Here is a 17,148-nt window from a genome sequence, read left to right as displayed (position 1 = left end):
TATGGAATTAATATTACTCTTCGAAGGAAACGTACCTGTCTTATATCCTGCAAGTGTGTGTACTTATAATAAATTGCAAGATTCATATACTATAAGTTATCCTACTCTTGATATTTCAACAACTGTGCAGCGTCCAGGTTCTGATGTGCCTTTATATAGGTTATATGGATCAAAGTTTAATAGCTATTGTATTGTAAGTAATACGAGTTTACCAAGAATTATGTACTATTTATACGGTACAACTAGGGGGGGGGGGGAAGATAGTCCGTTTTTAATTTTTGGTTTAAAACATAATTCGTTAAGTAGATTGGGAGAAGAAGGTGTAGTACTGGATGATGAAGTATTGCTAAATGGTGGTTTTTTACGTGATAGTGGAACAGTTGAAGAAAATACAGTCCAGTTGTTTGAAAGGTTTAGACGTTTCATGAAACTTGAGTCAGATGTTGGTACGCCTCGTACGTATAGGTTTGATTTCTTCAATAGTGGAGGAGATTTATTTCATACCGATTATAGAAGTACGCAGCTTGAACAAGTAGCAGTAAATCCAGTTACTGGTAATAATAGATATATTATGCATTTCTAGAAGATTATACTTGCATTTTTACTATTAAAAACACATATTTTCAATTAATTGAACCTCATATTTAAAATAATACTATAATTATTAAATATAGTTACTAACATAATATTGTGTAAATAAATTTTAAAAACCCAAATTGATAAAAAACATATTTATTATATAATTTTGTGAAAAATTTTTACATACTGGATGTTGTATATATAAATAATTTTCAGGTTAGTTATTTTTAGCAAATTATTAAGTAATATAAAATAGCTTATATTCTTGAAATATATGAATTAGTAGTTTACTTGAGAATTTTATATAGTTATACTCGGTCTAATTTTTGTTAAATTTGTTAATTATTAACAGATGTAAAAATAATGGTTTATTTTTTATTTCACTTTTTTGCAGCATTGATAGTATTATCATCGGTAGCTGTAGTTTATATATCAAATCCTGTTTACTCTGTATTGTTTTTAATTTTAACGTTTTTCATATCTAGTACATTATTTATTTTATTAGGTGCAGAGTTAATAGCAATGTTAGTTATAATAGTTTATGTTGGTGCTGTAGCTGTACTGTTTTTGTTTGTAGTTATGATGCTGGATATAAATTATTCGAGATTTAAAAATGTTTTTACGAAATATCTTGCTATAGGGTTGCTTTGCGGTGTTATATTATTTGTTAATATAGTGTTTATTATTAGGCAATCTGCAACAACTGAGTTAGTAACAGAATCCGTGCAGTATGTAAGTAATGTTGTTGCAATTGGTAATTTAATATATACTGAGTATATGTATATATTTCATTTATCTGGTATATTGCTTTTAATATCAATAATTGGAGCTTTAGTATTGACTTTACGTGCTAAAAACAGTAGTGTACATAGGCAAAATATAAATATGCAAATCAATAGACCATCTTCTATAAAATATGTAAGTGTTAAAGTAAAAGAGGGAGTTAATTATGAAGATTCTAATTGATGCTGGTATTACTTTAAATCATTTTCTTATTTTAGGTGCAATTTTATTTACTATTGGTGTATCTGGAATTTTTATTAATCGTAAAAATATCATTACTATTCTTTTATCAATAGAATTAATGTTATTGGCCATAAATATTAATTTTACTGCTTTTTCAGTATATCTTGATAATATTTTGGGGCAAGTCTTTGTAATGTTTATATTAACAGTTGCTGCTGCAGAATCTGCAGTAGGATTGGCCATCATTGTAGTATATTTTAGAAGTTGTGGTAATATTGATATTGAAACAGCTAATAAAATGAAAGAATAGTGAGTTTTTCTTGAGTATTTGTTGACTAATTATAATTAATTATTTTAATTGATTTGTGATCAATTAATTGAGGATCAGATTTTATGATTAAGATTGAGCTATTATGTGTTTTTTTGCCATTGATAGGTTCTATTTTTGGTAAGATGATAAATAATAGATTTGCTTCTCAATTAGTTATAACTTGTTTAGTAATATGTGCATCACTGTTATCATGGTACTTGTTTTTTAATTTTAAAGATAGTTATGTTATTACATTATTTCCGTGGATTGAATTATATAAATTAAAAATCAATTGGTCATTATGTATAGACTCATTGAGTATAATTATGCTGATAATAGTGAATACAGTGTCAGCAATAGTGCATCTTTATTCAATAAGTTATATGTCTCATGATGCTGGTGCATCTAGGTTTTTATCTTATGTATCATTATTTACATTTTTTATGTTGATTTTGATAACAAGTGATAATTTTGTTCAGCTTTTCTTTGGTTGGGAAGGTGTAGGACTATGTTCTTATTTATTAATTGGTTTTTGGTTCGAAAAAGCTTCAGCTACTAAGGCAGCGATGAAAGCTTTTATTATGAATAGGATAGGGGATTTTTTTTTTATATTAGGAATTATAGCAGTATTTTGGGTATTTGGATCTTTAGAGTTCAGTAAAATATTTGGGATGCTTGATTCAGTATATGTTGAAGGAAAAATGAATTTTCTTGGTTATCCTATGCTTTATGTGGACGTAATATGTCTATTACTTTTTATTGGTTGTATGGGTAAATCTGCACAGATTGGCTTACATACATGGTTACCTGATGCAATGGAAGGGCCTACTCCTGCTTCTGCATTGATTCACGCTGCAACTATGGTAACAGCAGGAGTATTCCTTGTTGCTAGATGTTCTCCATTGTTTGAAGTATCAGAACTAGCACGTAATGTTATTCTGATTGTTGGCACATGTACTTGTTTCTTTGCAGCAACTGTTGCTATTGTACAGGATGATGTAAAGAAGATAATAGCATATTCTACTTGTAGTCAATTGGGATATATGTTTATTGCATGTGGTCTATCAGTATATAGTATAGCTATATTTCATTTGATGACTCATGCTTTTTTTAAGGCATTGTTATTTTTGTGTGCTGGTAATATAATTCACGCTGCACATGAACAAAATATTCATAAAATAAATGTTTCTTGGCGTCAAATACCGTTTACATATGTATTGACTTGGATAGGTTCTTTAGCTTTGGCAGGTATTTTCCCTTTTGCTGGTTTTTATTCAAAGGATTTAATTATTGAAAGTAGCTATCATGTTAACACTATTTCTTTTATAGTGTGTAATTTTGTTGCATTTTTAACTTCATTTTATTCTTGGAGATTAATTATACTAGTTTTTCATGGAGTTAATTTAAAAAGAGAGTCAATACATGAATCAGGCAAGGTAATGCTTTTGCCTTTATTAATCTTAGCTATAGGTTCTGTTTTTGCTGGTATGTGGGGGCAAAATTTATTATTAATTAATAGTCCTGCATTTTGGAATAGTAGTATAATAGTACATGAACATGAAGAAGTTGGATTGTTTGTAAAATTATTGCCATTAATATTAAGTGTATTTGGGATAGTGTGTGCTTACTTAAGATATTTTTACAATTACTTTGATAATTGGCGTTCTAACAAGTTATTGAAATTCTTATATAATAAATGGTATTTTGATGAATTATATAATATTGTATTTGTAGTACCTATTAAATGTATAGCTAACTTATTTTCTAAAGTAATTGATAAAAAAATTATTGATTATTTTGGCTTAGGTGGTATTACTAGACTAGTAGATTCCTGCTCAAAAGGTAGTATTAAAATACAAACTGGTTTTATTTTTGATTATGCGTTTGTTATGCTACTAGGGTTGATAAGTATTATCATGTGGTTGATTTATAATAATATAAGATTTTAAAGCGTATGCTATTTTTCATGGTTTTATTGCCAATATTAGGGTCATGCTTATTAGCAGTTAGTAATTTTAAGTCAGACTCATTATTCATAAAGTTAGTTTCTTTACTATGTTCTGGTGCTGCATTTATTATAAATATTATTATAGCTGTAAAGTTTGATTATTTATGTAATGGCTTTCAGTTTGTATATCGTTTAACACAAGGTTTTGCGGTAGGTATAGATGGTTTATCTTTACCGCTTCTATTATTAACGACTTTTTTATTTTTATTATCTGTTGTTTTCGCTTTATATAATATGAAGTCAAGTAATTTACGAGTATTACTTGCTTTATTATTATTACTAGAAGGATTGACAATAGGAGTATTTGCTTCACTTGATATAATAATGTTTTATATATTTTTTGAAGCAGTTTTAATCCCAATGTTTTTTATTATAGGAATATGGGGACATGAGGATAGAGTATATGCTACATTTAAATTATTTTTGTATACTTTAGTTGGTTCTTTGTTGTTTTTGATAGCATTATTATATGTATACTTCTTTTCTGACAGGGTAAGTGATATAGAAAAATTGACTTATATTTTGTCAAATTATTTAAATCTGACCGCACAAAAGTGGGTTTGGATTGCATTTTTTGTTTCATTTGCAATAAAAATACCTGTTGTACCTTTTCATACTTGGTTGCCAGATGCACATGTTCAAGCCCCTACAGTAGGGTCTGTTTTGTTGGCTGGTATACTGATTAAAATTGGTACATATGCATTATTAAGATTTTCTATACCTATGCTACCAGAAGCTAGTGTATATTTTGCAAATTTCGTTATAGTATTGAGCATTATAGCTGTAATTTATGCATCATTGATATCTTTTGTTCAGAATAATATTAAAAAGCTAATAGCATATTCCTCTATTGCTCATATGGGGTTTGTTACTGCAGGAATATTTTCTTTCAATGAATATGGTATATCTGGTGCTGTATTTCAAATGATTAGCCATGGTCTGATATCAGCAGCATTGTTTACTTGTGTTGGTATACTTTATAATAAGACTCATACTTTGGAGATATCTAAGTATAGTGGACTGGCAAAAATAATGCCTCAATTTTCTATTATGTTTATATTTTTTTCAATGGCTTCAATTGCTTTACCTGGTACTTCAGGTTTTATAGGAGAATTTTTATCTATATTAGGCGTATTTCATTACTCTAAGTTATTTTCAGTTTTGATAGCTGTTGGAGTGATATTAGGTGCTTTATATATGTTATTTTTATGCAAGAAAATAATCTGGGGTGCTGCACCAAATTGTGATTTAATAATAGATTGTAATCTTAGTAAAAGTGAGTTATTTATTTTAGCGACTTTAGCTGCTTTTATATTATTATTTGGATTATATCCTTATTATATCTTGTTAAAATGCTTAACTCCGTTAGTGGAGCAGTTGTATTTGAAAAACTTTATACTTTAGTAGCATTTGAGATTATTATGTATTGGAATAATTTTGTTTATATAATACCGGAAGTTTTTTTAGTAAGTTCATCCTTAATATTATTATTATTAGGGATTGTACTGAATAAAAAGGTTATACATGTTTTATCTTTGATTAGTTTATTAGTAACTGTTGGTATTGTTGGTATTAATTTAGAAATTGAGCCACAGTTAATTTTTAATGGGCTTCTAAAATCTGATTTATATATTTCCATTGCAAAAATTATAATTTTGCTCTCTAGCAGTAGTGTTTTATTTATGCTGTTAGTTTCTGGTAAAGAATATTGTTATGAATTTTCTATAATGATTTTATTTGCAGTTTTTGGGTTAATTACTTTAATTGCTGCAAATAGTTTACTTTCTTTTTATTTATCATTTGAAATACAAAGTATAACTTTATATGCGTTGACATGTTTTGATAAAAGTGCAATTAAATCTTCTGAATCAGGTATTAAATATTTTGTATTGAGTGCATTGTCCTCTTGCATTATGTTATATGGCATTTCTATGTTGTATGGTTATACAACGCAGGTTGGATTTTCTGGAATATATAACTTCTTTTCCAATAATGAGAACATACCTTTAGGTGCCATTTTAGGAGTGATACTTATTTTGATTAGTATATTTTTTAAATTATCGGCATCTCCATTTCATATGTGGGTACCTGATGTTTACCAAGGTACTTCAACTATTATGACAATGTTTTTTTCTATAGTGCCGAAAAGTACTTTTATATTTTTATTGATGAGAATACTGAATGAAGTATTACCTAGTTTATCTAAGGATTGGCAACAGATAATGATTTGTGTTTCTATGTTATCTATATTTGTATCAGCATTTGGGGCAATGAGGCAGACTAATTTGAAAAGATTATTTTCATATGCAGCTATTGGACACATTGGATATATGTTAATCTCATTAGCTATAAACACTACTGTAAGTAATGCAGCTACTATAATGTATCTGTTATTGTATGTTGTCATGAATATAGGACTTTTTTGTATTTTAATACAATATGATGATGATGATTGTAATTTATTAAATTTGAAAGGATTGCATAATAAATCTCCAGTTATTGCATTTTGTATTGCTGTAATTATGTTATCTATGGCTGGAATACCACCTTTGGCAGGCTTTTTTGCTAAATATGATGTATTATCAAGTTTAGTAGAAAATGGTTTTATAAAGATTGCGGTAACTTTTGCTCTTGTAAGTGCTGTTTCATGTTATTATTATTTGAAAATTATTAAAGTGATGTATTTTGATTTAAGTGATAGTTCTTGTGATGTCTCAATTTCTAACAAGAAGTTATGTTTTGTACTATTGTTGACAGTAGTAGTTAATCTTGTATTTTTTGTTTTTGTTGGTCATGTGAGAAATATTATAAGTTATTTTTTACATTTTAATTTTTTTAATGGATAATAATCTGAATATTCGATATATAATACCTGAAGTTATTAAATATTAAAGCATGTGAAAACAGTTTCTGTATTTGGCTCTACTGGTGCTATTGGCCAAATGATAATTGATATAATATTTTCTGAGTTAGATAAGTATCAAGTAAAAGTATTAGTTGCTAAGTCAAATATTCAGCTGTTAGCATTTCAAGCTAAATTGGTTAATGCAGAAAGAGTTGTTATTACTGATGTTAATTTATATCGAGAATTAAAAGACTTATTGCTCGATACAAATATTAAAGTGAGTGCTGGAGATGACGGCATGATTATGGCTACGTCTTTAGATGTAGATTATGCAATGATGGCTATTGTAGGGATAGCAGCACTTGTGCCGATGACTTATTTAATAAATTCAAATGTTAAAGTTATTGCACTAGCGAATAAAGAGAGTATAGTTTGTGGTGGTGCATTATTACTTAGTTTAGCAAAAGAAAAGGATGTTAAAATTATTCCTCTAGATTCAGAACATAATGCTATATACCAAATACTTGCTGACAAGGGCCATAAAGATTTAGAAAAAATTACATTAACCGCGTCTGGTGGACCTTTATTATCAATGGATTATGAACAAATGAAATATGTAACTGTTCAAGATACAGTTAAGCACCCTGTTTGGAAAATGGGTAAAAAAATATCTGTTGATAGTGCAACTATGATTAATAAATCTCTTGAGATTATAGAAGCATATTATTTATTTTCAATAAAAGCTGAAAAATTAGATGTAATAATACATAACGAATCTGTAGTGCATGGGATAATATCTTATATAGATGGAACATCTATTGCTTTTATGTCTGTACCAGATATGAAAATTCCAATTATGTATTCATTATCTTGGCCGAATAGATCAGCTGCTTTGTGTAAAAAACTGAATTTAGCGTTATATAATCAATTAACTTTTATGAAACCTGATATTTATAAGTTTCCTGGCATAAAATTAGGTTTTGAAGTTTTAAAAACATCTAATGTTCATGCTAATGGTATTATTTTAAATGCTGCAAATGAAATTGCTGTTAATGCTTTTTTGGCTAAGAAGATAGGGTTTCTTGATATTGTAAATATAGTGTATGAAACATTAAATTTAGTTAATTATGGACGTATTAATTCTTTGTCAAATATTCTTGATTGTGATGCAATAAGTAGGAAAGTAGCAAGTAGTACTATTGATAAATTGTGTTAATATATATTAAAATCATTTGCTGTCATTGTATTATTAGTGTATTGTTTTATTTATTTAATATTATATATATTTTTTCTGATGTACTAAACTGTATGTTATCTATCAATAATAATTACTTTTAAAAAAATATTAATTATTGGAAATGGATTCTTTTAGTACAATGATATATTTGTTTTGATATTATTAAATAATGCGTTTACTTAGCATGGTATATTTAGTATAAATATGTTAGGATAATAAATATGTCTTATAGGTGTCGGATGTTTAGACGTAATATCTTGAATATACTGTTAATATTGATTTTTTCTTTTGTTGTTTCGTGTTCAAATAAGATTAAATATCAATTTAGCAGAAAATATTCTCCAATTTATAATCCTGAAGGTGAAGCTTTTGGTAATGATGAGGAATTCTATCGTGCTTATTCAATTTATAAAGAGCGTAGGGATTCTGCTACTTCAGATATTGGTAAAAATAGTAAGCATGTTGATACAAGAAAAAAATTGAGACGGAAAGTTCAAGTAAAAAATGTGGACCCACTGGAAGAATATGATGTTTTTTTAGAAAAAGAAGATCATGATTTAATGATAGATAGGAATGGAGTTAATTTAGTTGATGTGGAAGGTGCTAAGTTTATTGTTCCTATAGAAAATGATATGCCTGATACAATGCGTGATAAGAAGCATGTTGGTGTAGGAGTTTCAGGACCTAATGTTGATGATTCTAAACTTCCAATAGTCAAAGTTGAAGATAAAAGTAAATTACAAGATACTAAAGATAAGAAGCGTGATGACTCTAAACTTCCTGTAATAAAAGTTGAAGATAAAAGTAAATTACAAGATACTAAAGATAAGAAGCGCGATGACTCTAAACTTCCTGTAATAAAAGTTGAAGATAAAAGTAAATTACAAGATACTAAAGATAAGAAGCGTGATGACTCTAAACTTCCTGTAATAAAAGTTGAAGATAAAAGTAAATTACAAGATACTAAAGATAAGAAGCGCGATGACTCTAAACTTCCTGTAATAAAAGTTGAAGATAAAAGTAAATTACAAGATACTAAAGATAAGAAGCGTGATGACTCTAAACTTCCTGTAGTAAAAGTTGAAGATAAAAGTAAATTACAAGATACTAAAGATAAGAAGCGCGATGACTCTAAACTTCCTGTAGTAAAAGTTGAAGATAAAAGTAAATTACAAGATACTAAAGATAAGAAGCGCGATGACTCTAAACTTCCTGTAATAAAAGTTGAAGATAAAAGTAAATTACAAGATACTAAAGATAAGAAGCGTGATGACTCTAAACTTCCTGTAATAAAAGTTGAAGATAAAAGTAAATTACAAGATACTAAAGATAAGAAGCGTGATGACTCTAAACTTCCTGTAATAAAAGTTGAAGATAAAAGTAAATTACAAGATACTAAAGATAAGAAGCGTGATGACTCTAAACTTCCTGTAATAAAAGTTGAAGATAAAAGTAAATTACAAGATACTAAAGATAAGAAGCGCGATGACTCTAAACTTCCTGTAGTAAAAGTTGAAGATAAAAGTAAATTACAAGATACTGAAGATAAGAAGCGTGATGACTCTAAACTTCCAATAGTAGAGAAAGTTGAAGATAAGAGTAAGTTACAAGATTCTAGTGACTATAGCAATGATAATCAAAGTGATAAAAAAGAACATGGATTACTTTCATTGCTAAAGTTTCCAAAAATAGAGGATGATAAACACGAAGATTCCAATGATGAATTGGAAGATGATAAAGTTAATAATGATGATGGTATTTTATTATCTCAGCCGAAGGACAGTGTAGAATCTTCTCAGCATATTCCTAAAGAAGATGAGCAAAAAAATAATCGTAAACCTTTACATTTTCTTTCATTTTTGAAAGAGCCAAGTGATGAACAACATGATGCTAAAAAAGGTGTACAGAAAGTAGAGAATAAAAATGATCAAGATAAGTCTCCTATTTTGCCAGTCAAAGAAGAAGAAAATGTAAAAATAATTGAAGATAATGAACAGGGTAATGTTATTAAAGATGGTGATAATAATCATCAAGTAGTTCTATCTCAAGAGGAAGAAGAATTATTACAGAATATTAAAAAAATAAAAGAGTATGATGAAGATTATACTATTACTTATTACTATGATGATGATGATTATGACGATACAGAGTATTATAGGAAGTAGTAGTATGTGTTTTCATAAGAAATAAAGGTAGTAACATTTACTTTTGCTGTATATAATTTTCTATTGATGTAGAAGATTGTGGTATGTTATGGAGTGTGATGTTATAAATAGAATTTTAAATGAAGAGGATTTGTTTGATTGTATAAAAAGAAAAAGTAAGTTAACTTACGAGGTTAATGTTGGTAATGTAATAATTGGCGGTAATAACCCTATAGTAGTACAATCAATGGCATTAGGTGGATCTGGAGATGCTAATAAAGATGCACATGAGGTTTTAGAGTTAGCAAAAGCTGGGTCTGAACTGGTAAGGGTAGCGGTTAATTCAGAACAGGCTATAAAAAATATTCCTTATATTAGGGATGTACTAGTAGATAATGGGTTTGATCACAAGATGATAATAGGATGTGGACAATATGAAATTGCTAGATTAGTAAAAGAATATCCAGAATGTGCGTCTGCTTTAGGGAAAATACGTATAAATCCAGGAAATATTGGTTTTGGTAATAAAAGAGATAAAAATTTTGAAGATGTTATAGAGTTTGCAATCAAATATGATATACCTATTAGAATAGGTGTGAATTGGGGAAGTTTAGATAAGTATTTAGCTTCAAAATTAATGAACGATAATGCGTTGCTTAGCAATCCTAAACCAGATTATATAGTTTTACAAAAAGCATTGGTGATTTCTGCTGTGACAAGTGCTAAACGTGCAGAAGAAATAGGTCTTTCAAAAAATAAAATAGTTATATCTTGTAAGACTAGTAAAATACAAGATTTAATTCCTGTTTATACAGTGTTGTCAAATGTGTGTAATTATCCATTGCATTTGGGTTTGACAGAAGCAGGATCTGGAATTAAAGGAGTAGTTGGTAGTGTTGCAGGAATATCTTATTTATTGCTTAATGGTATCGGTGATACTATACGTGTCTCACTAACTCAGCAACCTGGAGAGTCAAGAACAACTGAAGTAAAATTGTGTCAAGAAATTTTACAAAGTATAGGGTTAAAGAATTTCAATGCACAAGTAACTTCATGCCCAGGTTGTAATAGAACTAATCCTAAGTATTTTCATCAACTAGTTAAAGATGTAAATGATTATATAGCAGACCGTATGCCTGTATGGAGGAATACTAATCCTGGAGCTAAAGATATGGTTGTAGCAGTGATGGGTTGTATAGTTAATGGTCCTGGTGAAAGTAAACATGCTAATTTAGGTATTAGTCTTCCTGGTTATGGTGAGAGGCCTGTAGCTGCTGTATATCAAGATGGGGAAAAGCTATGTACATTAGAGGGTAAAAATATTTTTGAGCAGTTTGTGTCAATAATTGAAAATTATGTTAGTGTAAACTATCAATGAATGAAAAAAAGGTACTCTATATTATGAAATCTACAACTGGTGAAATGCCGTTTTTTAAGCATTTTGAAGAATTAAGATATAGATTATTTTTTTGCTTTGCATTTTTTTGTATTATGTTTGGTGTATGTTATTTCTTTTCTGAAAGAATATATAATTTTCTGTTAATTCCTCTAATAGATTTGGAAGGTGCTAATTCTGAATTTTCTTTAATATATACTGATTTAACAGAAGCTTTTTTTGTATATTTAAAAGTTGCTACTATGGCTGCTTTATTGTGTTCTTTTCCTGTTTTTGCATGGCAATTTTATATGTTTTTAGCTCCAGGGTTATATAAAAAGGAAAAGTTAGTATTATTACCATATTTAATATCAACACCAGTACTTTTTGTCATTGGAGCTGCAATAGTTTACTATTATATATTTCCTTTAGCTTGGAGATTTTTTATTGCTTTTGAAAATAGAGATGCTTCTATGGGTGTACCTATAGAATTTATGCCATCAGTAAGTGAGTACTTAGAATTAGTATTGCAACTAATGTTTGCATTTGGAGTAGCGTTTCAAATTCCTATATTTTTAACATTAATGTCTAGAATTGGTATAGTATCAGCTAAAAGTCTAGCAAAAAAAAGAAGAGTTGCAATTGTAGTTATTTTTATACTTGCTGCTATACTTACACCACCTGATGTGTTGAGTCAAATCGGATTGGCAATACCAATGTTATTTCTGTATGAGGCATCAATATTAGCTTGTAAATATATTGAACGGCATGATAAATAATAATTTTGTTTACTTGTTGTTTACTTGTATCAATGTTTTTTGTATGTCATGGTATTGTTGTAATTAATTAGTTGATGTAAGTAATGAGAAAGATTGCTGAAATATTTTTACGTAGAAATAGAGTATCAATATTTCTATTAATGATGATATTGGTATTTGGTTGTTATTCTTATTTTAACATTCCTAAAGAAAAGAATCCTGAAATTAAAAAACCTATTTTATCTATCTATACTACATTACAAGGTATGTCATCTGAAGATGTAGAGAAGCTATTAGTATATCCTATTGAACGAGAAATGAAGGCTATTAAAGGTATTAGTAGAATTAGTTCAGTAGCTAAAACTGGATATGCAAATGTAATATTGGAATTTAATACAGGGTTTGATTATAAAGAAGCTTTGGAAAATGTTAGATCAAAAATTGATATAATACGTGCTAAATTGCCTCAAGAAGCAACTTTTCCTATGATAAGTGAACACAATTTCAGTTTATTTCCAGTATTAAGTATCGCTTTAATTGGTGATTTACCTGATAGGACATTGTTTAAAATTGCGCGTAATTTACAATCAAAATTAGAAAGTTTGCCTAGTATAGAAAGTGTTAAAATTATAGGGAATAGTAAAGATATAGTTGAGGTAAATATTTCTCCTGATGTTATTAATAGCTATAACTTACAAATGCAAGATGTAGTAATGGCTATATTAAATAATAATCAGTTTGTAAATGCTGGAAATTTGGATTCTGTGATTGGTAAATATACATTGCATTTGCCGGGTCTTTTAAAAAATGTTCAAGATATTATGAATATACCAATCAAAACGGATGGGTATTCTGTAGTAACTATTGGTGATGTTGCTAATATAAAACTTGTATATCAAGATAATAAAGAATTTGTTAGAGTAAATCATCATCCATGTTTAGTGTTAGAAATATCAAAGCAAGCGGGTAAAAATATTGTTGAAACTATATTTCAGGTAAAAGGACTTATAAGTAATTTAAGTGATGTGTTACCAAAAAATTTATCAATTGTTTATTTGCAAGATGAATCAGAAGAAATACTAGATATTTTGAATGAGTTACAGAATGCTATTTTGATTTCAGTTTTACTTGTTGTGATCATTATGATGATATTTATGGGTACTAAGACTGCGTTGTTAGTTGCTATATCTATACCTGGATCTTTCCTATTTGGTATGATCATCATGTATTTTCTAGGTTATACTTTAAATATAGTCATTTTATTCTCTTTAATTATGGCTGTTGGAATGCTAGTTGATGATGCAATAGTTGTTACAGAATATGCTGATAGAAAAATGATTGATGGATTGAATAAAACTGAAGCATTTAAACAAGCTGCATATGATATGTTTTGGCCTGTTGCATCCGCTACTTTAACAAAATTAGTGGTATATATTCCATTGTTATTTTGGCCTGGAACTACTGGTGAGTTCATGAAATATATTCCAATTGCATTAATTACAACTTTAAGTGGTTCGTGGATTATGGCATTGATTTTTATTCCGGTTTTAGGATCTATTATTGGAACACCATCCGTTACTGATAAAAAAAATATAGCGAAGATTGTAGCGATAAGTACTGGTGATTTTATAAAATTAGGCAGTTTTATGAGGGGTTACAGTCAGCTTTTAAAGTATATACTTGATCGTCCTAAGAAATTTATTTGTATAGTAGTTAGTATATTATTTTCCTCTACTTTAGGATATTTTATAGTCGGTCCAGGTATAGAATTTTTTCCAGATATTGAATCAGAAAGGATGCTTATCACGATAAGATCAAGTAATAATTTATCTGTTAATGAGAGAGATAATATATTAAAAGAAATTGAAAAGAGAATTTGTAATGTAAGTGGAATAAAATTTATTTATGCAAAAGCTGGCTTGTTTGAGTATTCACTAGATGTAGATGATATTATTGGGAAGATTCAGGTAGAGTTAGAAAAATGGTCTGTGCGTAGAAAGTCTGAAAAAATATTAACTGAAATAAAGAGTAAGTTACAAGATATTAAAGGTATTATTATAAACATTGCAGAAGATAAAATGAAGCCTGTTATTGGTAAACCAATACGTATTGATGTTAGTTCTTATAATGTTGCTAAAGTTAATGATGTGACAAATAAAATAATGTCTATTATGAATAACTCTTTAGGATTTGAAAATGTTACAGATAATAGGCCATCTTTAGAAATAGAATGGAAAGTTGATGCTGATAAACATAAAGCGATAAAATCTGGTGTTGATATTTCTATGATTAATAGATTTATAAAAATGATAGCTGGAGGAGTATTATTAAATAAATATCATCCAGATAATGTTGATGATGAAGTAGATATTGTTGTTAAATTTCCTAAAGAATACCGTAGTTTAAATACATTAAATAATCTGTTTGTTAGTAGCTTCAATGGGTATACTGCTGTTAGTAATTTTGTTGTTTATAGACCTCAATATAAAGAGGGAAGGATAAATCATGTTGATGGTATGAGGACAGTAAGTATCACTTCTGATTTATCTCAAGGGTATTTATTAGAAAAAATGGTAAGTTTTTTAAAACAAAAATTTAAAGAAGATATTGATCCAGAAGTGCTGGTTGAAATAAAAGGAGAAATAAAAGATCAAGAAGAATCACAAGGATTTTTAATTAAAGCATTTTTTGTAATAGTATTACTTATTATGCTAATTCTAATTACTGAATTTAATAGTATTTATGATGCATTGATTATTATGACAGCAATTTTTCTATCAACTACTTGTGTGTTTTTTGGGTTTTTCATTACAGGTCATGTTTTTTCTGTAGTTATGGGTGGAGTAGGTATTATTGTATTGGCTGGTGTAATAGTAAATAATAATATATTACTTCTTGATGCTTTTTATATTAATATGAAGAGTATTTGTGATAAAAAAGATGCTATAATAATGGCAGCTTTATCTAGAGTAAGACCAATATTATTGACAGTTGTTACTGGAATTATTGGGTTGGTGCCTATGATATTGCGTATAAATTTTGATTTTATCAATCGGCAAATTATTTGTAATTCACCATCAAGTCAGCTATGGTTTGAATTATCTTATACTATAGCTATTGGGTTGTTTTTAGCTACTATTATTACTTTATTTTTCACTCCTGCGTTGCTTATGATTGGGAAATATAATAAAATTAATAAGTCAATTATAAAGGGAAATTAGGGTTACTGTTAAGAGAAATTACTTGACTTGGCTAGCAGTTATAATATAAACTGCTACCGCGGTTTTATCTGGATATGTGTCATTTTTAAATAATCAGGTGCACTAAATCTTAGTTTGTTGTACATAGGTTTTTACTAAGGGTTTTTATGGTTAATCTACAGAATTTTGATAACTTAGAATTAATAAGGGTGGCTAAGGATATTGCTGACCAAAAAGGCTTAAATTTGGATATAATAATAAGGGCTATAGAAGAAGCTATTCAATTAACTAGCCGCAGTAAGTATGGAAATTGTAAGATTAAAGTTACAGTAGATAGAAAAACTGGTGTTGTGTCAACTTATAGACAAGTATTAGTTATTAATGATAATGGTGAAATTGTTATTCCTGAAAATAAGAAAAGTGAAATAGATTCTTCTGATATAAGCAAATATAAGTTGATTACTTTAACGGAAGCTAAGCAAATTGATGAAAATGCTGAGGTTGGAGATATAATGCTAGAGCATTTACCTGTTATTGATCTTGATTATAGTTCTGCTAAGATTGCAAAGCAAAAAATTGCTCAAGTTATTATATCAGAAGAGCGTAAAAAGCAATATGAAGATTTTAAAGATCGTATAGGTGATATTGTTTATGGTACTGCTAAACGTATAGAATATAATAATGTTATTGTAGATTTAAATGGAAATGAAGGTTATTTATCAGCTGCAAATTTAATAAAAGGTGAAGTATTTCGTGTTGGAGACAGAGTAAAAGCACATATAGAGGATGTAAGAAAAGAAAATTCAGGACCTCAAATATTTCTTTCAAGAATAAGTAAAGGATTTATGGAACAATTGTTCAAGCAAGAAATTCCAGAAATATATGATGGAATAGTGACAATTAAGGCAATAGCGAGAGATCCAGGATCTAGGTCAAAGGTTGCTGTTTTTTCTTCAGATAAAAATATTGATCCAGTTGGTGCGTGTGTTGGTGCAAGAGGTGTAAGGATTCAGAGTATTATTTATGAATTGCATGGTGAGAAAATTGATGTAATTTTATATTCTCCAGAACTTGCTAAATTTATAGTTAATGCTATAGCTCCAGCAGAGGTTTTAAAGGTTATTATTGATGAAGATAAAGAAAAAGTAGAATTAATCATTCCTGAAAATCAGCTAAGTTTAGCAATTGGTAGATATGGACAGAATATTAGATTAGCATCGGAATTGATTGGTTGGAAAATAGATGTAATAGGTGATGAAACTGAATCTAGTAGAAAAGCAAAAGAATTAAGTGAAGGATCAAAAATATTTGTTGAAGGGTTAGATGTTGAGGAAATAATAGGACAATTATTGTTTACTGAAGGATTTGTTAGTATTGAGGATATAGATCAAGCATCTGTTAGTGATATTGCTGCAATAGATGGGTTTAATGAAGAGATAGCAGAAGAGTTAAAAAGTAGAGCAGCTGATTATTTGACGCGTAAAGATGCTGAAATAAAGCAAATTTTAGATAATTTATCAGTTGATAAGGATGTTACTACTTTGCCATTTTTAAAACCAAGTGATATTATAGCATTGTCTGAGAATGGTATTAAAAGTCTTGAAGATATTGCTGGGTTATGTACAGATGAATTTTTCGATATTGTTCCTAATATTGCGTTAACTAAGGATCAAATTGACTCTGTTATATTAGAGTCTCGTAAAAAAATAGGATGGTTATAACTTTT

At 28.6% G+C, this 17,148-nt stretch carries 12 protein-coding genes; all 12 read left to right on the top strand.

Annotated features, from left to right (window positions below; translation table 11 throughout):
* The first annotated feature begins 1 nt into the window (after position 1).
* The 12 genes from ECAJ_RS02485 to nusA all read left to right on the top strand — a co-directional run bounded on the left by ECAJ_RS02485 (position 2) and on the right by nusA (position 17,143).
* Positions 2 to 583, top strand: coding sequence for a hypothetical protein (locus ECAJ_RS02485; protein ID WP_011304594.1), 582 nt, complete (start codon positions 2 to 4; stop codon positions 581 to 583).
* Between the two features lie 359 nt (positions 584 to 942).
* Positions 943 to 1,545 (top strand): NADH-quinone oxidoreductase subunit J, encoded by a 603-nt coding sequence (locus tag ECAJ_RS02480; protein WP_011304593.1) that lies wholly within the window; start codon positions 943 to 945, stop codon positions 1,543 to 1,545.
* Positions 1,529 to 1,855: an NADH-quinone oxidoreductase subunit NuoK gene (nuoK, locus tag ECAJ_RS02475; protein WP_011304592.1), complete on the top strand. Its 327-nt coding sequence runs from the start codon at positions 1,529 to 1,531 to the stop codon at positions 1,853 to 1,855. The genes ECAJ_RS02480 and nuoK overlap by 17 nt, the downstream gene beginning before the upstream one ends.
* 83 nt (positions 1,856 to 1,938) lie before the next feature.
* Positions 1,939 to 3,804 (top strand): NADH-quinone oxidoreductase subunit L, encoded by a 1,866-nt coding sequence (gene nuoL / locus ECAJ_RS02470; RefSeq protein ID WP_011304591.1) that lies wholly within the window; start codon positions 1,939 to 1,941, stop codon positions 3,802 to 3,804.
* Positions 3,805 to 3,809: 5 nt separating this feature from the next.
* Complete coding sequence (locus tag ECAJ_RS02465) at positions 3,810 to 5,267, top strand: complex I subunit 4 family protein (protein WP_011304590.1); 1,458 nt, start codon at positions 3,810 to 3,812, stop codon at positions 5,265 to 5,267.
* Entirely contained in the window at positions 5,216 to 6,709 is a 1,494-nt protein-coding gene (locus tag ECAJ_RS02460) for an NADH-quinone oxidoreductase subunit N (protein WP_231243001.1), read from the top strand. The genes ECAJ_RS02465 and ECAJ_RS02460 overlap by 52 nt, the downstream gene beginning before the upstream one ends.
* A 51-nt stretch (positions 6,710 to 6,760) precedes the next feature.
* On the top strand, positions 6,761 to 7,924 hold the full coding sequence (gene dxr, locus ECAJ_RS02455; protein ID WP_011304588.1) for a 1-deoxy-D-xylulose-5-phosphate reductoisomerase: 1,164 nt from the start codon (positions 6,761 to 6,763) through the stop codon (positions 7,922 to 7,924).
* Between the two features lie 242 nt (positions 7,925 to 8,166).
* Positions 8,167 to 10,110: a TRP75-related protein gene (locus ECAJ_RS02450; protein WP_269207856.1), complete on the top strand. Its 1,944-nt coding sequence runs from the start codon at positions 8,167 to 8,169 to the stop codon at positions 10,108 to 10,110.
* A gap of 88 nt (positions 10,111 to 10,198) precedes the next feature.
* A complete protein-coding gene (ispG, locus tag ECAJ_RS02445; RefSeq protein WP_011304586.1) occupies positions 10,199 to 11,467 on the top strand; it encodes a flavodoxin-dependent (E)-4-hydroxy-3-methylbut-2-enyl-diphosphate synthase in 1,269 nt (422 codons plus the stop codon).
* 23 nt (positions 11,468 to 11,490) lie between these two features.
* A complete protein-coding gene (gene tatC, locus ECAJ_RS02440) occupies positions 11,491 to 12,243 on the top strand; it encodes a twin-arginine translocase subunit TatC (RefSeq protein WP_011304585.1) in 753 nt (250 codons plus the stop codon).
* Between the two features lie 83 nt (positions 12,244 to 12,326).
* A complete protein-coding gene (locus tag ECAJ_RS02435) occupies positions 12,327 to 15,443 on the top strand; it encodes an efflux RND transporter permease subunit (protein WP_011304584.1) in 3,117 nt (1,038 codons plus the stop codon).
* 146 nt (positions 15,444 to 15,589) lie between these two features.
* Complete coding sequence (gene nusA / locus ECAJ_RS02430) at positions 15,590 to 17,143, top strand: transcription termination factor NusA (RefSeq protein ID WP_011304583.1); 1,554 nt, start codon at positions 15,590 to 15,592, stop codon at positions 17,141 to 17,143.
* Positions 17,144 to 17,148 lie beyond the last annotated feature (5 nt).

The organism is Ehrlichia canis str. Jake (assembly GCF_000012565.1).
Classification (GTDB): domain Bacteria; phylum Pseudomonadota; class Alphaproteobacteria; order Rickettsiales; family Anaplasmataceae; genus Ehrlichia; species Ehrlichia canis.
This window is presented reverse-complemented; position numbering and strand designations above follow the sequence as displayed.

Excerpts from the sequence above, each read along its gene's own strand:
- ECAJ_RS02485 (WP_011304594.1), top strand. The coding sequence starts at position 2 with ATGGAATTAATATTACTCTTCGAAGGAAACGTACCTGTCTTATATCCT.
- ECAJ_RS02480 (WP_011304593.1), top strand. The coding sequence starts at position 943 with ATGGTTTATTTTTTATTTCACTTTTTTGCAGCATTGATAGTATTATCA.
- nuoK (WP_011304592.1), top strand. The coding sequence starts at position 1,529 with ATGAAGATTCTAATTGATGCTGGTATTACTTTAAATCATTTTCTTATT.
- nuoL (WP_011304591.1), top strand. The coding sequence starts at position 1,939 with ATGATTAAGATTGAGCTATTATGTGTTTTTTTGCCATTGATAGGTTCT.
- ECAJ_RS02465 (WP_011304590.1), top strand. The coding sequence starts at position 3,810 with ATGCTATTTTTCATGGTTTTATTGCCAATATTAGGGTCATGCTTATTA.
- ECAJ_RS02460 (WP_231243001.1), top strand. The coding sequence starts at position 5,216 with ATGCTTAACTCCGTTAGTGGAGCAGTTGTATTTGAAAAACTTTATACT.
- ECAJ_RS02450 (WP_269207856.1), top strand. The coding sequence starts at position 8,167 with ATGTCTTATAGGTGTCGGATGTTTAGACGTAATATCTTGAATATACTG.
- ispG (WP_011304586.1), top strand. The coding sequence starts at position 10,199 with ATGGAGTGTGATGTTATAAATAGAATTTTAAATGAAGAGGATTTGTTT.
- tatC (WP_011304585.1), top strand. The coding sequence starts at position 11,491 with ATGAAATCTACAACTGGTGAAATGCCGTTTTTTAAGCATTTTGAAGAA.
- ECAJ_RS02435 (WP_011304584.1), top strand. The coding sequence starts at position 12,327 with ATGAGAAAGATTGCTGAAATATTTTTACGTAGAAATAGAGTATCAATA.
- nusA (WP_011304583.1), top strand. The coding sequence starts at position 15,590 with ATGGTTAATCTACAGAATTTTGATAACTTAGAATTAATAAGGGTGGCT.